This is a genomic window from Variovorax sp. LjRoot84 (assembly GCF_964254305.1).
GTDB lineage: Bacteria > Pseudomonadota > Gammaproteobacteria > Burkholderiales > Burkholderiaceae_C > Variovorax.
Map to the genome: position 1 here is coordinate 3,171,770 of NZ_CAXUTE020000001.1, position 21,235 is coordinate 3,193,004.

General features: G+C 68.3%; 25 protein-coding genes, 1 tRNA gene and 1 riboswitch. Of the genes, 22 read left to right on the forward strand and 4 right to left on the reverse strand.

Features of this window, described 5'->3' with window-relative positions; translation table 11 throughout:
• The first annotated feature begins 75 nt into the window (after positions 1-75).
• Entirely contained in the window at positions 76-975 is a 900-nt protein-coding gene (locus tag ACSQ9I_RS15885; RefSeq protein WP_093108781.1) for a transglutaminase family protein, read from the forward strand.
• A gap of 235 nt (positions 976-1,210) precedes the next feature.
• Here the strand turns inward: ACSQ9I_RS15885 and ACSQ9I_RS15890 are convergent, their stop codons facing one another.
• The gene (locus tag ACSQ9I_RS15890) at positions 1,211-2,134 is read right to left on the reverse strand and encodes a LysR family transcriptional regulator ArgP (RefSeq protein WP_093108782.1); all 924 of its coding nucleotides are present in this window, start codon (positions 2,132-2,134) and stop codon (positions 1,211-1,213) included.
• A gap of 70 nt (positions 2,135-2,204) precedes the next feature.
• Here ACSQ9I_RS15890 and ACSQ9I_RS15895 point away from each other — a divergent pair, with 70 nt between their 5' ends.
• The gene (locus tag ACSQ9I_RS15895) at positions 2,205-2,846 is read left to right on the forward strand and encodes a LysE/ArgO family amino acid transporter (protein WP_436313733.1); all 642 of its coding nucleotides are present in this window, start codon (positions 2,205-2,207) and stop codon (positions 2,844-2,846) included.
• Here ACSQ9I_RS15895 and ACSQ9I_RS15900 read toward each other — a convergent pair.
• Positions 2,829-3,758, reverse strand: coding sequence for a crotonase/enoyl-CoA hydratase family protein (locus ACSQ9I_RS15900; RefSeq protein ID WP_436309034.1), 930 nt, complete (start codon positions 3,756-3,758; stop codon positions 2,829-2,831). The genes ACSQ9I_RS15895 and ACSQ9I_RS15900 overlap by 18 nt on opposite strands.
• Positions 3,759-3,953: 195 nt before the next feature.
• Between ACSQ9I_RS15900 and trhA the strand changes: the two genes are divergently transcribed.
• From trhA to ACSQ9I_RS15955, 11 genes are all read left to right on the forward strand, one after another.
• The gene (gene trhA, locus ACSQ9I_RS15905; RefSeq protein ID WP_093108785.1) at positions 3,954-4,568 is read left to right on the forward strand and encodes a PAQR family membrane homeostasis protein TrhA; all 615 of its coding nucleotides are present in this window, start codon (positions 3,954-3,956) and stop codon (positions 4,566-4,568) included.
• A 72-nt stretch (positions 4,569-4,640) separates the two neighbouring features.
• Entirely contained in the window at positions 4,641-6,257 is a 1,617-nt protein-coding gene (locus ACSQ9I_RS15910; RefSeq protein ID WP_436313734.1) for an MFS transporter, read from the forward strand.
• 211 nt (positions 6,258-6,468) lie between these two features.
• Positions 6,469-8,259, forward strand: a complete 1,791-nt coding sequence (locus tag ACSQ9I_RS15915) for a nitrite/sulfite reductase (RefSeq protein ID WP_436304181.1) — start codon at positions 6,469-6,471, stop codon at positions 8,257-8,259.
• Positions 8,256-8,654, forward strand: a complete 399-nt coding sequence (locus ACSQ9I_RS15920) for a DUF934 domain-containing protein (protein ID WP_436304182.1) — start codon at positions 8,256-8,258, stop codon at positions 8,652-8,654. Before ACSQ9I_RS15915 ends, ACSQ9I_RS15920 begins: the two co-directional genes overlap by 4 nt.
• Positions 8,655-8,659: 5 nt before the next feature.
• The gene (locus ACSQ9I_RS15925) at positions 8,660-9,403 is read left to right on the forward strand and encodes a phosphoadenylyl-sulfate reductase (RefSeq protein ID WP_436296208.1); all 744 of its coding nucleotides are present in this window, start codon (positions 8,660-8,662) and stop codon (positions 9,401-9,403) included.
• Between the two features lie 30 nt (positions 9,404-9,433).
• A complete protein-coding gene (gene cysD, locus ACSQ9I_RS15930) occupies positions 9,434-10,387 on the forward strand; it encodes a sulfate adenylyltransferase subunit CysD (protein WP_436313735.1) in 954 nt (317 codons plus the stop codon).
• Positions 10,387-11,730 (forward strand): sulfate adenylyltransferase subunit 1, encoded by a 1,344-nt coding sequence (locus tag ACSQ9I_RS15935; protein WP_436290254.1) that lies wholly within the window; start codon positions 10,387-10,389, stop codon positions 11,728-11,730. Before cysD ends, ACSQ9I_RS15935 begins: the two co-directional genes overlap by 1 nt.
• Positions 11,731-11,770: 40 nt before the next feature.
• Positions 11,771-12,100, forward strand: coding sequence for a ferredoxin FdxA (fdxA, locus tag ACSQ9I_RS15940; RefSeq protein ID WP_093108794.1), 330 nt, complete (start codon positions 11,771-11,773; stop codon positions 12,098-12,100).
• A complete protein-coding gene (locus ACSQ9I_RS15945) occupies positions 12,058-13,119 on the forward strand; it encodes an NAD(P)/FAD-dependent oxidoreductase (protein ID WP_436313736.1) in 1,062 nt (353 codons plus the stop codon). Before fdxA ends, ACSQ9I_RS15945 begins: the two co-directional genes overlap by 43 nt.
• A gap of 79 nt (positions 13,120-13,198) precedes the next feature.
• Positions 13,199-13,783: a phosphatase PAP2 family protein gene (locus tag ACSQ9I_RS15950; protein WP_436313737.1), complete on the forward strand. Its 585-nt coding sequence runs from the start codon at positions 13,199-13,201 to the stop codon at positions 13,781-13,783.
• Positions 13,784-13,871: 88 nt separating this feature from the next.
• Positions 13,872-13,980, forward strand: a riboswitch (TPP riboswitch).
• 75 nt (positions 13,981-14,055) lie between these two features.
• Positions 14,056-15,375 (forward strand): purine-cytosine permease family protein, encoded by a 1,320-nt coding sequence (locus ACSQ9I_RS15955; protein ID WP_436313738.1) that lies wholly within the window; start codon positions 14,056-14,058, stop codon positions 15,373-15,375.
• Here the strand turns inward: ACSQ9I_RS15955 and thiD are convergent.
• On the reverse strand, positions 15,320-16,165 hold the full coding sequence (thiD, locus tag ACSQ9I_RS15960) for a bifunctional hydroxymethylpyrimidine kinase/phosphomethylpyrimidine kinase (RefSeq protein WP_436313739.1): 846 nt from the start codon (positions 16,163-16,165) through the stop codon (positions 15,320-15,322). The genes ACSQ9I_RS15955 and thiD overlap by 56 nt on opposite strands.
• 28 nt (positions 16,166-16,193) lie before the next feature.
• Between thiD and ACSQ9I_RS15965 the strand changes: the two genes are divergently transcribed.
• The 6 genes from ACSQ9I_RS15965 (at position 16,194) to ACSQ9I_RS15990 (ending at position 19,725) form a co-directional block, all read left to right on the forward strand.
• Positions 16,194-17,306, forward strand: coding sequence for an FAD-dependent oxidoreductase (locus tag ACSQ9I_RS15965; protein WP_436313740.1), 1,113 nt, complete (start codon positions 16,194-16,196; stop codon positions 17,304-17,306).
• Positions 17,303-17,500: a sulfur carrier protein ThiS gene (gene thiS / locus ACSQ9I_RS15970; RefSeq protein ID WP_093108800.1), complete on the forward strand. Its 198-nt coding sequence runs from the start codon at positions 17,303-17,305 to the stop codon at positions 17,498-17,500. The genes ACSQ9I_RS15965 and thiS overlap by 4 nt, the downstream gene beginning before the upstream one ends.
• 9 nt (positions 17,501-17,509) lie before the next feature.
• A complete protein-coding gene (locus ACSQ9I_RS15975; RefSeq protein ID WP_093108801.1) occupies positions 17,510-18,328 on the forward strand; it encodes a thiazole synthase in 819 nt (272 codons plus the stop codon).
• 7 nt (positions 18,329-18,335) lie between these two features.
• Positions 18,336-19,262, forward strand: a complete 927-nt coding sequence (locus tag ACSQ9I_RS15980; RefSeq protein WP_436313741.1) for a thiamine phosphate synthase — start codon at positions 18,336-18,338, stop codon at positions 19,260-19,262.
• 74 nt (positions 19,263-19,336) lie between these two features.
• A tRNA-Asn gene (locus ACSQ9I_RS15985) sits at positions 19,337-19,412 on the forward strand.
• 145 nt (positions 19,413-19,557) lie between these two features.
• The gene (locus tag ACSQ9I_RS15990; RefSeq protein WP_436313742.1) at positions 19,558-19,725 is read left to right on the forward strand and encodes a hypothetical protein; all 168 of its coding nucleotides are present in this window, start codon (positions 19,558-19,560) and stop codon (positions 19,723-19,725) included.
• A gap of 53 nt (positions 19,726-19,778) precedes the next feature.
• Here ACSQ9I_RS15990 and ACSQ9I_RS15995 read toward each other — a convergent pair whose 3' ends face one another.
• Positions 19,779-20,132: a hypothetical protein gene (locus tag ACSQ9I_RS15995; protein WP_436313743.1), complete on the reverse strand. Its 354-nt coding sequence runs from the start codon at positions 20,130-20,132 to the stop codon at positions 19,779-19,781.
• Positions 20,133-20,396: 264 nt separating this feature from the next.
• Here ACSQ9I_RS15995 and ACSQ9I_RS16000 point away from each other — a divergent pair, with 264 nt between their 5' ends.
• The 3 genes from ACSQ9I_RS16000 (at position 20,397) to ACSQ9I_RS16010 (ending at position 21,142) form a co-directional block, all read left to right on the forward strand.
• Positions 20,397-20,573: a DUF3606 domain-containing protein gene (locus ACSQ9I_RS16000; RefSeq protein WP_093108804.1), complete on the forward strand. Its 177-nt coding sequence runs from the start codon at positions 20,397-20,399 to the stop codon at positions 20,571-20,573.
• Positions 20,574-20,604: 31 nt separating this feature from the next.
• Positions 20,605-20,841 carry a hypothetical protein gene (locus tag ACSQ9I_RS16005; protein WP_093108805.1) on the forward strand — a complete coding sequence of 79 codons (237 nt, stop codon included), beginning with the start codon at positions 20,605-20,607 and terminating at the stop codon, positions 20,839-20,841.
• A 64-nt stretch (positions 20,842-20,905) separates the two neighbouring features.
• Entirely contained in the window at positions 20,906-21,142 is a 237-nt protein-coding gene (locus ACSQ9I_RS16010) for a hypothetical protein (RefSeq protein ID WP_093108806.1), read from the forward strand.
• Positions 21,143-21,235 lie beyond the last annotated feature (93 nt).

A 21,235-nucleotide genomic window follows, 5' to 3' on the forward strand; every position in this document is an offset into this window, starting at 1 on the left:
TTCACAATGTGTCGTTCGGCGGAAAGCGCCCTCCAAACGGACGGTGTCTACCTCATACACGGTAGACAATTCGCCATGCCCATCCGCTACGACATCACCCACACCACGATCTACCGCTACAACCAGCCGGTGAGCTTCGGCCTGCATCGCGTGATGTTCAGGCCGCGCGACAGCCACGACCTGCGCGTGCTGGCCACCGACCTGCAGGTCAGCCCCGAGGCCTACGTGCGCATGATCCAGGACCCGCACTCCAATTCGGTGGCGCTGGTGCAGCCGATGGGCGAGGCGACCGAGTTGCGCATCGTCTGCGCCTTCACCATCGAGCACGTGCCGGCGCCGATGAACGAACTGCCGCTGGAACCGGCCGCCGAGTACCTGCCCTTCGCCTATTCGGTGCAGGAGCGGCTCGACCTCGAACACTATCTGCGCCCGCACCACGACGACCCCGAAGGCACGCTGATCCGCTGGGCCCACCAGTTTCTCCACACCGACAAGCCCAACAGCACGCGCGAGGTGCTCACGCGCATGAATGCGCACATCGGCCGGAGCCTGACCTACGCGGCCCGCGACGAGGAAGGCACGCAGACGCCGCTGGAAACGCTGGCGCTGGGCAGCGGCAGCTGCCGCGACTACGCACTGCTCATGATGGAGGCCGCGCGCCGGCTCGGCGTGGCCACGCGCTTCGTCTCGGGCTATATCTACGATGCCGCGCTCGACACCGGCAGCGTCGAGCCGGGCTCATCCGTCTCCGGCGCCGGATCGACGCATGCCTGGCTGCATGCCTACCTGCCCGGCGCCGGCTGGGTCGCTTTCGATCCCACCAACAACCTTCTGATGGGCAGCGGCCAGCTGATCCGCGTCGGCGTGGCGCGCGACCCGTCGCAGGCCGCGCCGATCAGCGGCAGCTGGTATGGCAAGGCGGAAGCCTATGAAGGCCTGGAAGCGACGGTTCAGGTGAAGCGCACCGCGGGCTGAAGTTCGACTTTGGCAGGAGCGTGTCATGACACTGTGTTTTTATACATATAACATGGGGCGCCCTCCAAGAAAAACCCAAGGCGCCCGGCCATGTCATTCCCTCATCTTCCGAGCCCTGCTCCCCGGCAAGTCCCTCGTCTCTTCCTGATCACGCCGACCTCGCGGCGCCCGCTTTCGAACCCCGCGCCCTCACCGCACACGGACATCCGGCGCCATGCGGCGCGCGTGATCGCGGTCACCGTGCGTCACTGGTGGCCCTGAGCGGCTCCAGCCCGGTCTGCGCCGCTGCCACCACCGCCTCGGTGAGACGGTCGAGCATCGGGATCTTCAGGCGCACGTGATGCCAGTAGAGCGGCACCCGCAGGTCCACGCCTGGCACCAGCTCGACCAGCGAGCCGTCGCGCAGCTGCGCTTCGACCAGGCTCGCCGGGTTCGTGCCCCATCCGATGCCCGCGACGCAGGCCGCCACGAAGGCCTGCGGCGAAGGCAGCCAGTGCCGCGGCGTTTCGACCGGCTTGCCGCAGGCCGCCCGCAGCCATTGCGCCTGCAGCTTGTCCTTGCGGTTGAAAACCAGGCTCGGTGCCGCGGCCAACGCCTGCGCGGTCACGCCGTCCGCGAAGTACTTCTTCTTGAAGGCCGGGCTCGCGGTGGCGAAGTAGCGCATGTGGCCGAGCGGCACGCTGCGGCAGCCCTGGCCGGGCTTGGCGCTGGCGGTCACGGCGGCCAGCACGGCGCCGGTGCGCAGCCACTCGGCCGTGTGCTCCTGGTCGTCGAGGCTCAGGTCGAGCAGCGCCGGCTCGCTCGCGCTGAAGGCCGCGATCGCGGGGACGAACCAGGTGTCCAGGCTGTCGGCGTTGACCGCCACGCGCAAGGTGACGCGCTGATCGCCGGCGTCGAGCGCGCCGAGCGCAGGCATGGCGCGCTGCAGATCGCGCTCGAGCATGCCAACCTGCTCTACATGCCGGCACAGCCAGGCACCCGCCTCGGTCGCCACGCAGGGCGAGCCGCGCACGATCAGCGCAAGGCCCAATCGATCTTCGAGCAGCTTGACGCGTTGCGACACCGCCGACGGCGTGACGTGCAGCGCGCGCGCCGCCCGTTCGAAGCTGCCTTCGCGCACCACCTGCGCAACGGCGGCCAGGGACAGGTAGTCGAGCAATGAAGTATTCCTAATGCAGCCGCAGAAAAGTTAACTGGACTGATTCTGCCGCAGCGCCAATCATCGGCGCATGACCCCCTTCGCCTTCCCCGCATTCGCCACCGGCTTCGGCCTGACCCTGGGCCTGATCGTCGCCATCGGCGCACAGAACGCCTTCGTGCTGCGCCAGGGCCTGCGGCGCGAGCATGTGTGGCCGGTGATCCTGTTCTGCGCGCTGGCCGACACGGTGCTGGTCGCCGTCGGCGTGGTCGGCATGGGCCAGGTGCTCGACCGCCTGCCGCTCGTGGCGCCGGCGCTCACCGTCGGCGGCGCGCTGTTCCTGCTGGTCTATGCCGCCTTCGCCTGGCGGCGTGCGCTGCGCCCTGCTGCGCTGCATGCGGGCGCGGGCGGTGCGGGCCGGAACTCGCTGCGCCGCGTGATGACGCAGACCGTCGCCTTCACGCTGCTCAATCCGCACGTGTACGTCGACACGCTGCTCCTGGTCGGCGCCGTCGGCGCGCAGCAGGCCGGCCTCGGCAAGGGCGCCTTCGTGGCGGGCACCGCGCTGGCCAGCGCGAGCTGGTTCGCGGGGCTCGGCGCCGGTGCGCGGCTCTTGGCACCGCTGTTCGCGAAGCCGGTGGCCTGGCGCTGGCTCGATGCGCTCGTGGGCCTGGTGATGCTGGTGCTCGGCGTGGTGCTGGCCGGACAGGCGGTCTCAGCGCTGCGGGGCTGAAGCGGCCCGGGCCTCGAGTTCGGCCACCAGGGCGCGCGCCTCGTCGCCTTCAGGAATCGGCCGGCCGCTGTCGCGCCATGCAACCGCACTCTTGAAGCCCTCGACCTCGGCCTGGCGGCGGAACCACATGCCTTCGGGGTTGTGGCGCGTGATGCCGTCGAACACGGTGGCGAACATCTGGCTCTGCTCCAGCCCCATCGAGAGCCAGACCTGGTTGACCACCAGCTTGTGCATCATCAGGTGCGAGCGCGGCACGCCGGCGATGCGCTCTGCCAGCTTCAGCGTGGCCGCGTCGAGCTCTTCGGCCGGCACCGCGAAGTTGGCGAGGCCCCATTCGGCGGCCTGCGTGCCGTCGATGGTGTCGCCGGTGAACATGAGCTGCTTGGCGCGCAGCGCGCCCAGCCGGTAGGTCCACATCGCGGTCGTCGGGCAGCCCCAGACGCGCGTGGGCATGTAGCCGATCTTCGCGTCCTCGGCCATCACCAGCAGGTCGCAGCACAACGCGATGTCGCTGCCGCCGGCCACCGCGTAGCCGTGCACCTTGGCGATGGTGGGCTTGGTGCAGCGCCACAGCGACATGAAGTCCTCGGTGTTGCCCTTCATCGCGGCGTAGTCGAGCATCGGGTCCCACGGCGTCTTCTCCTGCCTGCAGGGATGGTCGGCCGTGCCGTCCTGTGCCTTGCCCTCGGCGTATTCGCCCAGGTCGTAGCCGGCGCAGAAGGCGCGGCCCGCGCCTTCGACCACGATCACGTGCACCTCGTCCTCGGCTTGCGCCCACTCGACCGCGTGGCGGATGTCGGCCGGCGTGGTGTTGCCGATGGCATTGAGCTTCTCGGGCCGGTTGAGCACGAGGCGCGCGATGCGCGGGTGCTGCGGGTCCTTGTCGATCAGAACGGTGTTGAAGGTGGGCATGGGTGTCTCCTTGTGGATTCGATCCTATGGCGGCGGCCCGCGCGGCGGTAGGCCTTCCGGCGATCCCGCGCATGCGCTACGGCCAACGCCTAAATCCAACGGTGGATGCGCAAGGCCGCCGATCGGCGTCTGATGTCATGACGGCGCAGCAAAGTCGCGGCCCACTCGACGACACATCAATTCAGGGTGACCACCATGTACCAGGGCGAACGCTTCAACGGATACAGCCATCTGCTCGGGCTGATGCTGGCCACGGCCGGCTCCGCCCTGCTGCTGGCCAAGACGATGCCGGTCAACGACCCGGCCAAGACGGCGAGCGCGCTGGTGTTCGCGCTGTCGATGGTGACGCTCTACGCGGCATCGGTCCTGTTCCACAGCACGCGCGGCCGCATGAAGCTGTTCTGGCAACGCGTCGACCACTGTGCGATCTACCTGCTGATCGCCGGCAGCTATACGCCCTTCGCCCTGGTCACGCTGCAGGGCGCCTGGGGCTGGGCGCTGCTGATCGCGGCCTGGAGCGCGGCGCTGTTCGGCATCGCCCGCGAGCTGCGGCCCGGCAACCCGCCTGCGCCCTCGCTGGCACTCTACCTGGGGATGGGCTGGCTCGGCGTGATCGCCGCCGTGCCATTGATCGCGCGGCTCGACAGCACCGGCCTCGCCTGGCTGATGGCCGGCGCCGTGCTGTACTCGGCCGGCACGATCTTCTACCGCAACCCCCTCGGCTGGCGCCATGCGCACGGCACCTGGCATCTGTTCGTGCTGGCCGGCACCGCGAGCCATTACGTCACGGTGGCGCACTTCGTGTTGTAGCAACGCGAGCCGCCTTGCGGGCGGCGGCAGTGCTTCGGGCTTGGGTAACATGCCTCGCCCAGAAGCATTCGCATGAAAAGCCAGAACTTCTCCTTCCACCACCCGATCGCGTTCTGGGCCGGTTGCATCGCCATCATCGGCGGCGTGCTCGCGCACGTGCCGATGTTCATGATGGGCCGGCACACGGGCTACCAGATGGTCGGCATGGAGATGGACGCCACCATGCTGACCGGCATGGCGATGATCCCGCTTGGCGTGCTCTTGGCCATGTACGGCCTGATGCCGCGCATCGCGCAGATGCACAAGAGCCTGCACGGCGACAGCCACCTGCAGTTCCATGTCGCCGACGGCGTGCCGCTGAACGGCGAACACTGGAAGCTGGTGATCGTGCTGGTGATCGCGCTGGCGGTCGACGTGCTGAAGCCGGCCACGCTGGGCTTCGTGATGCCGGGCATGACCACCGAGTACGAGATCAGCAAGCAGACTGCCGGCGTGCTGGCGCTGGTGGCGCTCACGGGCACGACAGTGGGTTCGGTGGTGTGGGGCCGGCTGGCCGACATCTTCGGCCGGCGCGCGGCCATCCTGCTGTCGGCGCTGATGTTCATCGGCACCGCGATCTGCGGCGCGATGCCGGCCTTCGGCTGGAACCTTGCCATGTGCTTCCTGATGGGCGCCTCGGCCGGCGGCCTGCTGCCGATCACCTTCACGCTGATGGCGGAAACCGTGCCCGCCGCGCACCGCGGCTGGCTACTGGTGGCGCTGGGCGGCGTCGGCACCTCGGCCGGCTATCTGCTCGCGGCCGGCTCGGCCGCGCTGCTGGTGCCGGAATTCAGCTGGCGCGCGCTGTGGCTGCTGGGTTTGCCGACCGGCCTGGTGATCATCTTCCTGGGCCGCTACATCCCGGAATCGCCGCGCTTTCTTTCGAACGCCGGGCTCGACAACGAGGCTCGCGCGGTGCTGGCGCGCTTCGCCGGCACGGGCGCAGCGGCGGCAGCGAATGCGCAGGCGGCCGTGGTCGTCGCCGAGCAGGAGCCACCGGCCGGCGGCATCGCGCAGCTGCTGCGCGGCAGCCATGCGCGCATCACCTGGGGCCTGATCGTCTGCGGCGTGGCCTGGGGCCTGGTGAACTTCGGCTTTCTGCTGTGGCTGCCGACCAACCTCGGCAGCATGGGCATGGACGCCACGGCCGCGAGCGCCCTGCTCGCGCGCTCGGCGCTGCTGGCGCTGCCCGGTATCGCGATCGTGATCTGGCTCTACCACCGCTGGAGCAGCATCAAGGCGCTGGTGCTGTTCATCGCACTCACGACCGCGACGCTGCTGGTGTTCTTCGGCCTTGGCCTGGCGCAGGTGCAGTCGACCTTGGCGATGGTGCTCACCACTGCCCTGCTGCTCGTGAGCTCGAGCGGCGTGATCGCGATGCTCATCCCCTATGCCGCCGAGATCTACCCGGTTCACCTGCGCGGCACGGGCTCGGGCGTGATCGCGGCCAGCTCCAAGTTCGGCGGCATCCTGGGCGCGGGCTTCGGCGTGCTCGGCGTGTTCGGGCACTTCACCGCCTCAGCCTTGCTGATTGCGGTGCCGATGGCGGTCGCGGCGCTGATGCTGATCAGGAGCGGCATCGAGACGCGCGGGCGCGGGTTGGAGGACATCCAGGACATGCTCGGCACGAGCCGAGGCAGCACTTCCTAGAATCGACCGGTGTTCGACGCGCGGCAGCCGCCGCCGCCGTTATCCGGAATAAGCATCTCGTCGCCCGGCAACCCGCATGGGGACTGGCGAATAAGCTTATCCACATAAGGCGCGAACCAAAAAATAGTTTGTTTCCATAAGGCGCGCTTTTACATTCCCCGGCTCGCGTTGACGGGCCGTGGACGCACCGCCTTCCAGCAACTGACACACGATGTACCAATACACAGATTTCGACCGCCAGTTCGTGCACCAGCGCGCCGCGCAATTCCGCGACCAGCTGGAGCGCTGGCAGACCGGCAAGCTCTCCGAAGACGAATTCCGGCCGCTTCGGCTGCAGAACGGCTGGTACGTGCAGCGCTACGCGCCGATGCTGCGCGTCGCGGTGCCCTACGGCGAACTCTCCAGCGCCCAGCTGCGCGTGTTGGCCCGCATCGCGCGCGAGTACGACGAGCCCGAAGCCGAGGTCTACAAGACTGCGCTGAAGACACAGGGCAAGCTCGGCACGCACAAGCTGCCCACGCACTACGGCCACTTCACAACGCGCCAGAACGTGCAGTACAACTGGATCCCGCTGGCCAAGTCGGCCGACGTGATGGACCTGCTGGCCTCGGTCGACATGCACGGCATCCAGACCAGCGGCAACTGCATCCGCAACATCACGAGCGACGAGCGTGCCGGCGTCGCGATCGACGAGGTCGCCGATCCGCGGCCCTTCGCCGAGATCATGCGGCAGTGGAGCACGCTGCATCCGGAGTTCGCCTTCCTGCCGCGCAAGTTCAAGATCGCGATCACCGGCGCGGCCGAAGACCGCGCCGCCACCGGCTGGCACGACGTGGGCCTCAAGCTCGTGAAGAACGAGGCCGGCGAGCTCGGCTTCCGCGTGCAGGTGGGCGGCGGCATGGGCCGCACGCCGATCATCGGCACCGTGCTGCGCGAGTTCCTGCCGTGGAACCAGATCATGAATTACCTCGAGGCCGTGGTGCGGGTCTACAACCGCTACGGCCGGCGCGACAACATCTACAAGGCGCGCATCAAGATCCTCGTGAAGGCCGAAGGCCAGCGCTACATCGACGATGTCGAGGCCGAGTACAAGCAGATCCTCGAGCACGACGGCGCGCCGCACACCATCACGCAGGCCGAGTACGACCGCGTGGCCGCCTCCTTCGTGCCGCCCACGCTCGCGACCCGCGTGTTCCAGAGCGCCGAAGAGACCGATGCCGAGCTGTGCGCGCAGGCGGCCGACGACGTGATGTTCGCGCGCTGGCTGCAGCGCAACGTGGCGCCGCACCAGAACCCGGCCCTGCGCGCGGTCACGCTCTCGTTCAAGCGCATCGGGCAGGCGCCCGGCGACGCCTCGGCCGACCAGCTCGATACCGCCGCACGGCTGGCCGACCGCTTCAGCGCCGGCGAGGCGCGCGTCACGCACGACCAGAACCTGCTCCTGCCCTGGGTCCATGCCGAAGACCTGCACGCGCTGTGGCTCAGTGCCCGCGAGGCCGGCTTCGCCAGCGCCAACGTGCACCTCTTGACCGACATGATCGCCTGCCCCGGCGGCGACTTCTGCGCGCTGGCCAACGCACGCTCGATCCCGATCGCCGAGGCCATCACCGAGCGCTACCAGGATCTCGACGAGCTCGACGACCTGGGCGAGATCGACCTTCACATCAGCGGCTGCATCAACTCCTGCGGCCACCATCACAGCGGCCACATCGGCATCCTCGGCGTCGACAAGGACGGCAAGGAGTGGTACCAGGTCACCTTGGGCGGCTCCGACGGCTCGGCGCTGTCGGGCGCGGCGCAGCCCGGCAAGGTGGTTGGCCCCTCGTTCTCGGCGGCCGAAGTGCCGGACGTGATCGAGGCCGTGCTCAACACCTACCGCGATACGCGCCTTGTGATCGATGGACGCGGCGAGAGCTTCATCGACGCGCTGCGCCGCGTCGGCATCGAGCCTTTCAAGGCCGCGGCCAACGGTGCGCGCTTCAAGGTGGAGGAGGCGGCATGAACAAGACGCTGCGCATCCTTTCAGCGGAAGAACACGTGGACGACGGCGAGCCGAACGTTCTGCAGTTGCCCAACGACGCCGACCCGCTGGCCATCGAGGTCTGCCTCGACGACGTCGACCGCATCGACCTGAACTTCCCGAAGTTCACCGATGGCCGCGCCTACAGCCAGGCCTTCCTGCTGCGTCGCCGCCTCGGCTTCAAGGGCGACATCCGCGCCACCGGCGACGTGCTGATCGACCAGCTGGTGCAGATGGAACGCACCGGTTTCTCCAGCGCCGTGCTCAGGGAAGGCGTCGACGCCTCCGCCGCGCAGCGCCAGTTCGACCGCTTCTCGGCCTTCTACCAGGGCGACGCGGTGCAGACCACGCCTCTTTTCAAGCGCGAAACAGCCTGAACGCCATGAACGCCATCTCGCTCTACGCCAAGCCCTCCGCCGATTTCGAGACCAAGCTCGCCGAAAGCGTGGCGCTGCTGCGCGGTGCGGCGCAGGAGTTCGCGCCGATCACGCAGGCCTCCAGCCTGGGCGCCGAGGACATGGTGGTGACCGACCTGCTGCACCGCTTTCAGGTGCAGTCCGGCATCTTCGTGCTCGAAACGGGCAAGCTGCATGCCGAGACGCTCGAACTGCTCGAACGCCTGCAGACCCACTACGGCCGCGAGGTCGAGATCTATCGCCCCGTCGCGGAAGCGGCGGCCGCTTTCGTGGCCGAGAACGGCGAGGAAGCGATGTACCGCAGCCTGGAGCTGCGCAAGTCCTGCTGCCATATCCGCAAGATGGAGCCGCTGGAGCGCGCGCTCGCGGGCAAGCGCGGCTGGATCACGGGCCTGCGGCGCGAGCAGTCCGGCGCGCGGGCCGAGGTCGAGCTCATCGAAGAGCAGGCGGAGCGCGTCAAGATCAACCCGCTGGCGAACTGGACCTGGGGCGACGTCTGGCACTACATCGCCACGCACCAGGTGCCCTACAACCCGCTGCACGACCAGTTCTATCCCAGCATCGGCTGCGCGCCATGCACCCGCGCCGTGACCCTGGGCGAAGACTTCCGCTCGGGCCGCTGGTGGTGGGAGCAGGAAAGCGCCAAGGAATGCGGCCTGCATGTCGACGGCGCCGTGTCGTCGGTCATTCCGATTCGCGCCATTGCCTGAACCTCATTTTCTGATCTCCGAATACTCCTCATGAACGCCCGCACCGAATACGACCTGCTGCTGCAAGGCACGCACCTGCCCGCGCGCCTGTCCAACACGCAGCTCGACGCGCTGGAAGAAGAAACCATCTTCATCCTGCGCGAAGTCGCGGCCTCCTTCGAGCGCCCGACGCTGCTGTTCTCGGGCGGCAAGGATTCACTGGTGCTGCTGAAGTGCGCCGAGAAAGCCTTCGGCGCCGGCCGCATTCCCTACCCGCTCTTGATGATCGACACCGGCCACAACTTCCCCGAAGTAACGGCCTTCCGCGACCACCGCGCGCGGGAACTCGGCGCCGAGCTGATCGTGCGCGGCGTCGAAGACTCGATGGCGCGCGGCACCGTGCGCCTCGCCCATCCGGGCGAATCGCGCAACGTGCACCAGTCGGTCACGCTGCTGGAGGCGATCGAGGAATTCCGCTTCGATGCGCTGATCGGCGGCGCGCGCCGCGACGAAGAAAAGGCCCGCGCCAAGGAGCGCATCTTTTCGCATCGCGACGCCTTCGGCCAATGGCAGCCCAAGGACCAGCGGCCCGAACTCTGGACCCTGTTCAACACCCGCCTGGCGCCCGGCGAACACTTCCGCGTGTTCCCGATCTCGAACTGGACCGAACTCGACGTCTGGCAGTACATCGAGCGCGAGCACGTCGCCCTGCCCTCGATCTACTACACGCACCAGCGCGAAGTGGTCGAGCGCCGCGGCCTGCTGGTACCGGTGACCGAACTCACGCCGCCGCGCGACGGCGAGAAGGTGGAGGTGCGCGACGTGCGCTTCCGCACCGTGGGCGACATCACCTGCACCTGCCCGGTCGACAGCCTGGCAGCCGACGCCGCCGACGTGGTGGTGGAAACGCTGGCAGCCGAAGTCAGCGAGCGCGGCGCCACGCGCATGGACGACAAGACATCCGAGGCTTCGATGGAGAAGCGCAAGAAAGACGGTTACTTCTGATGAGTGCGAGCACCTCCACCCCCGCCGCCGAAGCGGCAGCGATCCACGGCGACACCGGCACGGCCTTGCGCTTCATCACCTGCGGCAGCGTCGACGACGGCAAGAGCACGCTGATCGGGCGGCTCCTGGTCGACAGCAAGACCGTGCTGCAGGACCAGCTGGCCGGCGTACAGCGCGGCGGCGAGACCGACCTGGCGCTCCTGACCGACGGCCTGTCGGCCGAGCGCGAACAGGGCATCACGATCGACGTCGCCTACCGCTACTTCTCGACCGCGCGGCGCAAGTTCATCATCGGCGACGCGCCGGGGCACGAGCAGTACACGCGCAACATGGTCACGGCCGCATCGAGCGCCGATGCGGCCGTGGTGCTGGTCGATGCCACCAAGCTGGCCTGGGCCGCTGAGGTAGAAGACGGCGAAGTGGTGCGGCGCGAGCTGCTGCCGCAGACGCGCCGCCACACGCTCTTGTGCCACCTGCTGCGCGTGCAGTCGATCGTTTTCGCGGTCAACAAGCTCGATGCGATCGCCGATGCCGATCTCGCCTTCGAACGCATCTCGGGCGCGCTCGCGGACTTTGCCGAAGCTGCAGGCGTGCAGGTCGCCGCCACCGTGCCGATCTCGGCGCTCAAGGGCTGGAACGTGGCCTCGCGCCACGGCAACTGGTGCGGCTACGAAGGCCCGAGCCTGATCGAGCTGCTCGAGGAACTGCCTGTCACCCAGCAGGACGAAGCCGTGCCCTTCGCCTTCCCGGTGCAGTGGGTCGAGAAGTTCTCGGCCTCGGCCGACACGTCCCGAGGCCGCCGCGTGTTCTGGGGCCGCGTGGCCAGCGGGCATGTGGAGCCGGGCCAGCGCGTCACGGTGCTGCCGAGCAACCAGACGGCGACCGTCGCGCAGGTGCTGAGCCACACGCGCCAGCCGAAGACGGTGCACGCGGGCCACAGCGCCGGCATCGTGCTCGACCGCGAGCTCGACGTCTCGCGCGGCGACTGGCTGCTGGCGCCGGACGCCTTCGAGCCCGCGCGCGAGATCACCGCCACCATCGCGTGGCTCGACGACGAGCCGCTGGTCGCGGGCCGCGTCTACTGGGCGCTGCAGGGCCACCGCTGGGTCAAGGCGAAGGTGGCGCGCATCGTCGATCGCGTGAACATCACGACGCTCGACTCCGAACCGGCCGACCGACTCGAAGCCAATGCGATCGGCGACGTGGTGCTCTCGCTGCAGCAGCCGCTGGCCGTGCTGCCCTTCACGCAATCGCGTGCGCTGGGTTCGCTGGTGCTGGTCGATACTGCCTCCCACAAGACCTCGGCCGCCGTGCTGGTAAGGCCCGCTCTCGCAAAAGCCTAAAATTCGCGGTTTTCCCGATCATTCCCCGCCAGCCAAGAACATGACTCACGTCGTCTCCGAATCCTGCATCCGCTGCAAATACACCGATTGCGTCGACGTATGTCCCGTGGACTGCTTCCGCGAAGGGCCGAACATGCTGGTGATCGACCCTGACGAATGCATCGACTGCGCGGTCTGCATTCCCGAGTGCCCGGTCAACGCGATCTACGCCGAGGAAGACCTGCCGGCCAACCAGATCGCCTTCATCAAGCTCAACGCCGAGCTCGCCGTGGCCGACGGCTGGAAGAGCATCACCAAGCGCAAGCCCGCGCTGCCCGATGCCGAGGAGTGGAAAGACAAGACCGACAAGATCGGGGAGTTGGTCCGCTGAGCACGACGCCGGCACCCATCGAGACCGAGGCGCTGGTCATCGGCGCCGGGCCGGTCGGCCTGTTCCAGGCCTTTCAGCTGGGCCTGCTCGAAATTCCCTGCCACATCGTCGATGCGCTGCCCTCCGCGGGCGGCCAGTGCGTGCAGCTCTACGGCGACAAGCCGATCTACGACATTCCGGGCGTCCCGGCGACCAGCGGGCGCGGCCTGGCGGAATCGCTGCTGCAACAGGTGGCACCCCTCAAGCCGCAGTTCCATTTCGAGCAGCAGGTCGCGACGCTCGAGCGCCAGGCCGATCAGCGCCTGCTGCTGGGCACCACCGCCGGCACCACCTTCCTTGCGAAGACGGTCTTCATCGCCGCCGGCGTCGGCGCTTTCGTCGCCAAGCGCATCGCGCTCGAAGGCATCCAGCGCTTTGAAGGCACCAAGCTTTTCTACCACCCCGAGGCGCTGGAGCGCTTCGACGGCCAGGCCGTGGTGGTCAATGGCGGCGACGATGCCGCGCTGGCCACCGCCCTCGCGCTGATCGGCAAGGCCCGCCAGGTCACGTTGCTGCACCGGCGCGACGGCTTCCAGGCCGACGACGCGCTCGTGGCCCGCATGCGCGCACTGGTGGCCGAGGGCGCACTGAACTTCGCCGTGGGCCAGCCCGCGGCTTTCGACGGCCAGGTGCTGCAGATCACCACGCCCGACGCCCGGACCGTGACGCTGCCGCTCGACGCCCTCATCGCCTGCCTCGGCATCTCGCCGCGGCTCGGCCCCATGGCCGACTGGGGCCTCGATCTCGTGCGCAAGCAGGTGCCGGTCGACACCGAGCGCTTCCAGACGCACGAGGCCGGCGTGTTCGCGGTCGGCGACATCAATACCTATCCGGGCAAGAAGAAGCTGATCGTCTGCGGTTTCCACGAGGCGACGCTGGCGGCCTGGGCCGCCACCGCGATCGTGTTTCCGGGCAAGGCCGTGCCGCTGCAGTACACCACCACCAGCACGCGGCTGCACCAGCTGCTCGGCGTGGGCTGAAGAACAAAGCAACCATCCTGAACGAAGGCTGAACGCCGCATTCACGCGTTCGACACGAGACCGCCATACGATGCCGGGCATGCTCGCGTTGAACACCGCACTGTTCCAGGCCATTGGCGCTGGCCACACCCCGAATGCCGAAATCATGTGGCTCGCATCCATCGTGGCCGAGGGCGCGTCCTGGCTTTGCGTCGCCCTCATGGGCTGGGTCGCCTGGCGCCGGCCCTCGCAGCGGGTCTATGCGATGGTGACGCTGGTCGCCGCGGCCGCGGCGGCCATGCTGGCCCACGCGCTGGCGGACGCCATCGCGATGCCGCGCCCCTTCATGGTGGGCCTGAGCCCGGCGCACATCGACCATGGCGCGCGCGGCTCGCTGCCGAGTGCGCACGCCTCGGTGATGTTCACCATCGGGCTGCTGTTCTGCCTGCGGGCATCGCTTCGGAAGACCGGGCTGGCGGTCGTGGCGATCGCGGTCCTCACGGGCTGGGCGCGCATCTACGTGGGCGTGCATTTCCCGCTGGACATCGCTGCCGGCCTGCTGCTGGCCGGCGGGATCGCTGCCGCGTTCTGGACGCTTCAGCAGCTCGCGCGCCGCTTCGTCCTGCCGCTCATTCGCCACGACCACTCGGGCGCGAGGCAACTGTCGGCCGCCATCGACCACTGAGGCGCCGCCCGGTCCGCGGCGACTTCACGTCGCCGTGTCGCACTCGGCCGGCGCACGGCTCTACAATCCGAACTGCTTCGCCAGCCTGAAGCAACGCTAGGGGTGCCGGCTCGCAACGCCTGTTGCAGCTTGGCTGAGAGAGTCCCTTTGAACCTGACTGAGGTAATCCTCGCGCAGGGAAGCTGGTCCGGCGACCGCCACGTTTTCTCGCGTGCCGGTCTTGCCGCCGTGGCCTCGCCCACCTGCCAAACACTTTGCAATGGAGCAAATGGATGGCAACAACACCTGATTCCAACGAGGCGCTGACGCCACTCGGCGACGCCAACCGCGTCTTCCACTGGAACGACCACATGGCGCTGTGGTTCAGCCTCGGCGTCGGCCTGCTGGTGATGCAGGTCGGCGCCTACCTGGTGCCGGCGGTCGGCACGCGCGAGGCGGCGATCGCGATCGTGCTGGGGTCGTTGATCGGCGCCGGCCTGCTGGCCTGGACCGCCCGCCTCGGCTGCGAAAGCGGGCTGGCCAGCGCGGGCCTGATGCACGCCACCTACGGCAGCGCCTTCGCGCGCCTGCCGGTGGTGCTGAACATCGTGCAACTGATCGGCTGGACCACCTTCGAGATCGTGATCATGCGCGAGGGCACGCAGGCCATCGGCAAGCAGGCCTTCGGCTGGTCGCTGGAGGGCACGCTGGGCACCGTGCTGACCACGCTGCTGTGGGGCGCGGTGCTGCTCGCGCTGCTGGCCGGCTCGATGGTCAAGCTGGTGCGGCGCTTCGTGAGCCGCTTCGGGCTGCCGCTGGTGGTGCTCTCGCTGCTCTGGCTGAGCTGGCAATTCGCGACGCAGCTTCAGGCCAAAGGCCTGGAGGCCTTCTGGTCGCGCCCGGGCAACGGCAGCATGGGCATGTTCAGCGCGCTCGACCTGGTAATCGCGATGCCGGTTTCGTGGCTGCCGCTGGTGGCCGACTACGCGCGGCACGGCAGGCGCAGCGCGGGCGGGCTCGGCGGCGCTTTCGGCGGCACCTGGGTCGGCTACGCGCTCGCCAACATCTGGTGCTACGCGCTCGGCGTGATGGTGGTGAGCGTGGCGGAACCCGGCACCAACCTCGTGGCGGCGCTGCTGCTGGCGCAGGGCGGCCTGGTCGCGCTGGGCCTGATCCTGATCGACGAACTCGACAACGCGTATGGCGACGTCTATTCGGGCTCGGTCTCGGCCCACAGCCTGCAGCCGCGCTGGAGCGTGCGGCGCTGGGGCCTGTGCCTCGCGGTCGCGTGCATCGCCTTCGCACTGGTGCTGCCGATGCATTCGCTCGAGCCCTTCCTGCTGCTCCTGAGCTCGGTGTTCGTGCCGCTCTACGGCGTGATCCTCGGACGGCTGGGTACGGGCGGCGCAGCGGTCGCGGTGGGCGCGCGCAAGATCGACTGGGTCGCGGCGCTGATCTGGATCGCGGGTATCGCCATCTACCACGCCTGCGCCAGATGGGCGCCTCAGTTCGGGTCGGCGCTGCCGACGCTCGCCCTCACCTTCGTGCTGGCATGGATCACGCGCCCGGCGACGGCAGACGGACCATCGGCACTGGCGCAAAGCCGTGGTTGAGCGGACCGTGGCCGGCACCGATCTTCACATCCGCACCGGCCGCCATGGCGGCCACGACATAGCCGCGCGCGCGCTCCACGGCATCGGCCAGCCCGTAGCCCAGCGCGAGGTGTGCAGCGATGGCCGAGGACAGCGTGCAGCCCGTGCCGTGCAGGTTGCGGCTCGCAATGCGTTCGGAAGACAGCCTCAGCCGCTCGCCGCTCGCCTCCGCCAGCAGATCGACGACATCGTCTCCCGGCAGGTGGCCGCCCTTGAGCAACACCGCGTGCGCGCCCAGCGCGAGCAGTTCGCTCGCGGCATCGTCGAGCGCGTCGACGCCGTCGATGGCATGGCCGATCAGCAGGGCCGCCTCGTCGAGGTTGGGCGTGACCACGGTGGCGCGCGGGAACAGCTCGCGCACCAGCACCTGCACGGTTTCTTCAGCGATCAGTCGGTCGCCGCTGGTGGCGACCATCACCGGGTCGAGCACCACCTTGGAAAGCCTGTAGTGATCGATGGCCCAGGCCACCACCTCCACCACCTCGGGCGCATGCAGCATGCCGAGCTTGACTGCGTCGACGCCGATGTCTTCGATCACCGCCTGGATCTGCGCCTTGAGAAAAGCCGGCGGCACGCCATGGATGCCCGACACGCCCAGCGTGTTCTGCGCGGTGAGCGCGGTGATGGCCGTCATGCCGTAGCAGCCGAGCGCGCAGAAGGTCTTCAAATCGGCCTGGATGCCGGCGCCGCCGCCGCTGTCGGAACCGGCGATCGAGAGCACGCGGGCGTAACGAGAGAATGCTTGGGTCATGCCAGCAAGCTTACCGAATGATCTGCCGATGAACGCTGCCACCCTTCCTTTCCGCTCCGCCGTCATCCTCGGCGCCGGGCTCATGGGCCGCCTGCTCGCGGTGACGCTGGCCCAGGCCGGCTGCAAGGTCGAGGTCTTCGACGCCGGCGGGCCGGAGGCCGACGGCGCGGCCGCGCGCGTCGCAGCCGCCATGCTGGCGCCGCTGGCCGAATCTGCGATCGCACCACCCTCGGTCGTGCGCATGGGCCACTACGCACTCAACCGCTGGCCGGTGCTGCTCGCATCGCTGGCGGCGCCCGTGTTCTTCCAGCGCGCAGGCACACTGGTGCTGTGGCACCGCCAGGATGCGCCCGAAGCCGCGCGGCTGGCGCGCATGCTGGCGCACACCGGCGAAGTGGTGCCCGAACTGCCTGCAATGAAGTCGCTCGATGCGGCTGGCATCGCCGCCTTGGAGCCCGCACTGGGCCAGCGCTTCGCGCACGGCCTGCTGCTGCCGGAAGAAGGCCAGCTCGACAACCGCGGACTGCTCGCCGCACTGCTCGCCACGCTGCAGGCCATGCCCAACGTGCAACTGCATTGGCAGGCACCGCGCAGCATCGACGACTTCGACGCCGGAGGAACCGGCCAGCCCGAACGCGTCATCGACTGCCGCGGCCTCGGCGCCCGCCCGCAGTGGGGCGCCCTGCGCGGCGTGCGCGGCGAAGTCATCCGGGTGCATGCCCCCGAAGTCGCGCTGCAGCGACCGACGCGGCTGGTGCATCCGCGCTACCCGCTCTACATCGCACCCAAGCCCGGGCAGGTATTCGTGATCGGCGGCACCGAGATCGAGTCCGACGACATGTCGCCGGCCAGCGTGCGTTCCACGCTCGAACTGCTGAGCGCCGCCTATTCGGTGCACAGCGGTTTTGCCGAAGCACGCATCCTCGAGATCGCGACCCAATGCCGGCCGACCCTGCCCGACAATCTGCCGGCCTTCCGTCAGCCGCGACCCGGCGTGATGCAGATCAACGGCCTGTACCGCCACGGGTTCATGATCGCGCCGGCCATCCTTGACGTCGCGATGGAACTGCTCGCCACCGGCCATTCCGCGCTCGCGAGCCGTTTCGATCTGGCGCCCAGCCTGGAAACCGTCTTGCCATGAACATCCTGATCAACGACACACCGCAGACGCTGCCGAGCGGCGCGACGCTGGCCGACGCGCTGGCCCTCATCCACGCGACGCCGCCCTTCGCCGCCGCGGTGAATCGCCAGTTCGTGCCGCGTTCGAACTACGCGTCGCACGCCTTGCAACCCGATGACCGCATCGAAGTGATCCGCCCCGTGACAGGCGGCTGAGGTAAAGCCATGACCACAACCCCATCCCACGACCCGCTGGTGCTCTACGGCCAGGCCTTCCAGAGCCGGATGCTGCTCGGCACCTCGCGCTACCCCTCGCCCGACGTGCTCGAAGCGGCCGTGCGGCGCGCGCAGCCGGCGATGCTGACCGCTTCGCTGCGCCGCCAGACGGCCACGCCGAACGGCGCCGGCAGCGACAACGGCTTCTGGGAGCTGCTGCGGCGGCTCCAAGTGCCCGTGCTGCCCAATACGGCCGGCTGCCACAGCGTGCAGGAGGCGGTCGCGACCGCGCAGATGGCGCGCGAGCTCTTCGACACGCCGTGGATCAAGCTCGAGCTCATCGGCGACGACTACACGCTGCAGCCCGACACGCTGAATCTGGTCGATGCCGCATCGCAGCTGATCCGCGACGGCTTCCACGTCCTGCCCTACTGCACTGAAGACCTGGTGCTGTGCCGGCGGCTGGTCGACGTCGGCTGCCAGGCCGTGATGCCCTGGGCCGCGCCGATCGGCACCGGCCGCGGGCCCGTCAATCCCTATGCCTTACAGGTGCTGCGCGAGCGGCTCAGCGTGCCGCTGCTGGTCGATGCCGGCCTCGGGCTGCCCTCGCATGCCTGCCAGGTGATGGAATGGGGCTACGACGGCGTGCTGCTCAACACCGCCGTCGCGCTCGCGCAGGATCCGGTCGCGATGGCCGGCGCCTTCGCCGATGCGGTGCAGGCCGGCCGCAGCGCCCACCTTGCGGGCGCGATGGCCGCACAGGAATCGGCACAGCCGAGCACGCCGGTGCTCGGCACGCCGTTCTGGCACCACGCTGCATCGCAGTGACCCCGTCATGAGCAACACCACCGCCCCCCAAAACATCGCGCAGGCCATCGTCGCGGCGCATGCGCCGCGCTTCGGCGAGACGGCCCAAGCGCCCGCGTCCTTCTCGTCCGACGACGCCGTCTATCGCGGCGCCAAGACGGCCTGCGCCGCACTCGGCTTCATCGAGGTCGATGCCGAATGCCTGGCCCGCGCCTGGCGGGCGCAAACGCAGCGCACGGGCAGCTTCGATGCGCATGCCTGGCCCGAACTGCCGGCGGACTTCGGCATGCTGCCCTTTCCGCCGACCGAACGCCGCAATGCCTTCCCACCCTGTCCCCAGAAGCTGGGTCTCTACGCGGTGCTGCCCGACGCCGCCTGGGTCGGCCGCATGGCGCGCGCCGGCGTGCCGACGGTGCAACTGCGCTTCAAATCCGACGACACGGAAGCCATCGCGCGTGAAGTACACGCGGCCGTCGAAGCGGTGCGCGACACCGGCGCCCTGCTCTTCATCAACGACCACTGGCGCGCCGCCATCGCGGCCAAGGCCTACGGCCTGCACCTGGGCCAGGAAGACCTGGACGCGCTGACGCCGCAGGAGCTGCAGACGATTCGCGCCTCCGGCCTGCGTCTGGGCGTCAGCACCCATGGCTACGCAGAAATGCTGCGCGCCGATGCCGTGAGCCCGAGCTACATCGCGATGGGCGCGGTGTACCCGACCACCTTGAAGCAGATGGCGACCGCACCGCAGGGCGCGGCGCGGCTCGGCGCCTATGCGCACCTGCTGCGCGGCTATTCGCAGGTGGGCATCGGCGGCATCGACGAAGCGCGCCTGCCCGAAGTGCTTGCCACCGGCGTCGGCTCGGTCGCAGTGGTGCGCGCCCTGGTGGCCGACCCGGAGCCCGAGGCCGCCGCGGCTCGTCTGATGGCCGCCGTCGAGGCCGGTACGCGCCAATGAAGTCGCGAATCACGAATCACCCGATCGAGCCCGGCCGGAAGGCCTCGAAAACCACGCTATAATTTGAGGCTTGTTCCTCGATAGCTCAGTCGGTAGAGCGCCGGACTGTTAATCCGTAGGTCCCTGGTTCGAGCCCAGGTCGAGGAGCCACTACAAGCCGCATAGGCACAAAGGCCCTGCTATCCAATCGGTAGCAGGGCCTTTCTCTTTCGCGAATGGAAAATCGCCGCGCGTTGGGTGTGGTTGCTTCCTACAGATCGTGGCGGGCCATGGTCCATGGGCCTTGCTTGCGCCGATGAAGAACACCACCAACACTTCATCCGAGCGGCGGAATTTCGCGATGTTTCAGGTGCGAGTGAGCGCTCGTGAAAAAGCGCTGTTCGCAGAGGCCGCCGCGGCCGCCCGCAAGTCGATGGCGACTGGGGCGCGCGAGCACCTGGAAGCGGCCGCGATTCGAGACTAGAGATCCGCGAGTCGACCCGGCTGATGCTCGAACGTTGTGGCAGCCGCTGGCTGCTACTGCAAATCCGCCAGTCCCACGGGCCCACAGCCCGCGATGAAGTCGAGAAGATCGTCGCAAGCCGGCCCGTACTCGTGCGCATCCACCGCAGCGATCAGCTGAAGGCTGCTCGCGCGCACATGGCCGCTGCTGCCGCGGGTGAAACGGACGGCGATCTCCGGGTCGCGGCCATCGTTGCCGCGGTCGGACATGCAGACGACCACCATCTGCCCGACGAGCGACGGATCGCCGCCACCCAGCACCAGCGCCAGGTCGCCGCGGCGAAACGGGCGCGGCGCGTGCGCCGGCCGGAAAGCCATCGGCTTGTATGAGGCAATTTTGCGTACTTGCGCAATGTTCGGCAGAGCCATGGTGGTACAGATCCTTTGTAGCGATTGCGTGTTGCGATCGGACAGTCACGATGGTGTCTCACTACCGTGTTGAGCGCCTTCTTTTGCCCCAAATAAAGACACACGATGTGCATTCCGTCCTGCCGGCCCAAGGGGGCGAGTTTGAACTGTTCCGGCCGCGCCGGATGTCAGCCGGATTCCCGCACTTGATCGCGGCCACGTCCGGCGCTCGCCAACGCGCGCCGCGCGACACTGGGGCCACACACAGACTCAGGAGACGCGCAAATGGCAGATGACTTGAGCAATCGCGGCCCGCAGGACCGGTCGCGCGTGAACGTCAACGAGACCCACGAGCTTCGGTACTGGACCAAGGAACTGGGAGTCACCGAGGCCCAGCTCCGGGCGGCCGTCGCCGCTGCCGGCACTTCGGCGCAGGCGGTGCGCAACTATCTCGGGAAGTAAGAGGTGGGAAATCTGCCGCGCGGAGCGCGCCATGCCAAGGAGCGTCGTGTTCGTCTATCGGGGCTATCACTTTCTCTGTACCGCGGAGAAGGAGAAGCCCGCGCAGTTTCGACCGGTGCTCATCCGACAGCTGGGATGGCCGAGCGAAAAAACGGTTGTCCTGCTCGGCGACACCGACCTCTGTAGAACCGAAGCGGAAGCGCTGCGGCACGCGGAGCAGCAAGCCATGAAATGGGCGGACAGTCGGACGACGGCCGAGATGTCCTGAGGCCTTGCACCGGCCGTCCGATTGCGCAGAATTGACAGTTCTCCGTCGCCCGAAAGGAGACCCCATGCCGATGGAACTTCTTCGGCACATCGCAGACCAGAAGCTGCCCTACACGGTCTACGCACCGGCCGACATCGACAAGCTGCGCGTGCTGCGCGCCGCCGAACTCGTCAGCGCCTTCATTCCGCCCGCCGAAACGCTGCCCTGCGGCGAGAGCCACAAGCCGGCGCAGGTGCTGGCCATCACCCCCAAGGGGAAGAAAGCGCTGCAGGACCAAGCCGAGGGCATCGTCGATCCTTAGCACTCGCTCGAACGCCGCATCCATCCCTATTTGCCTAAATTAGGGAAGTCACTGATCAATCAGTGCATCCAAGTATCGAAATCGGCTTGGCGA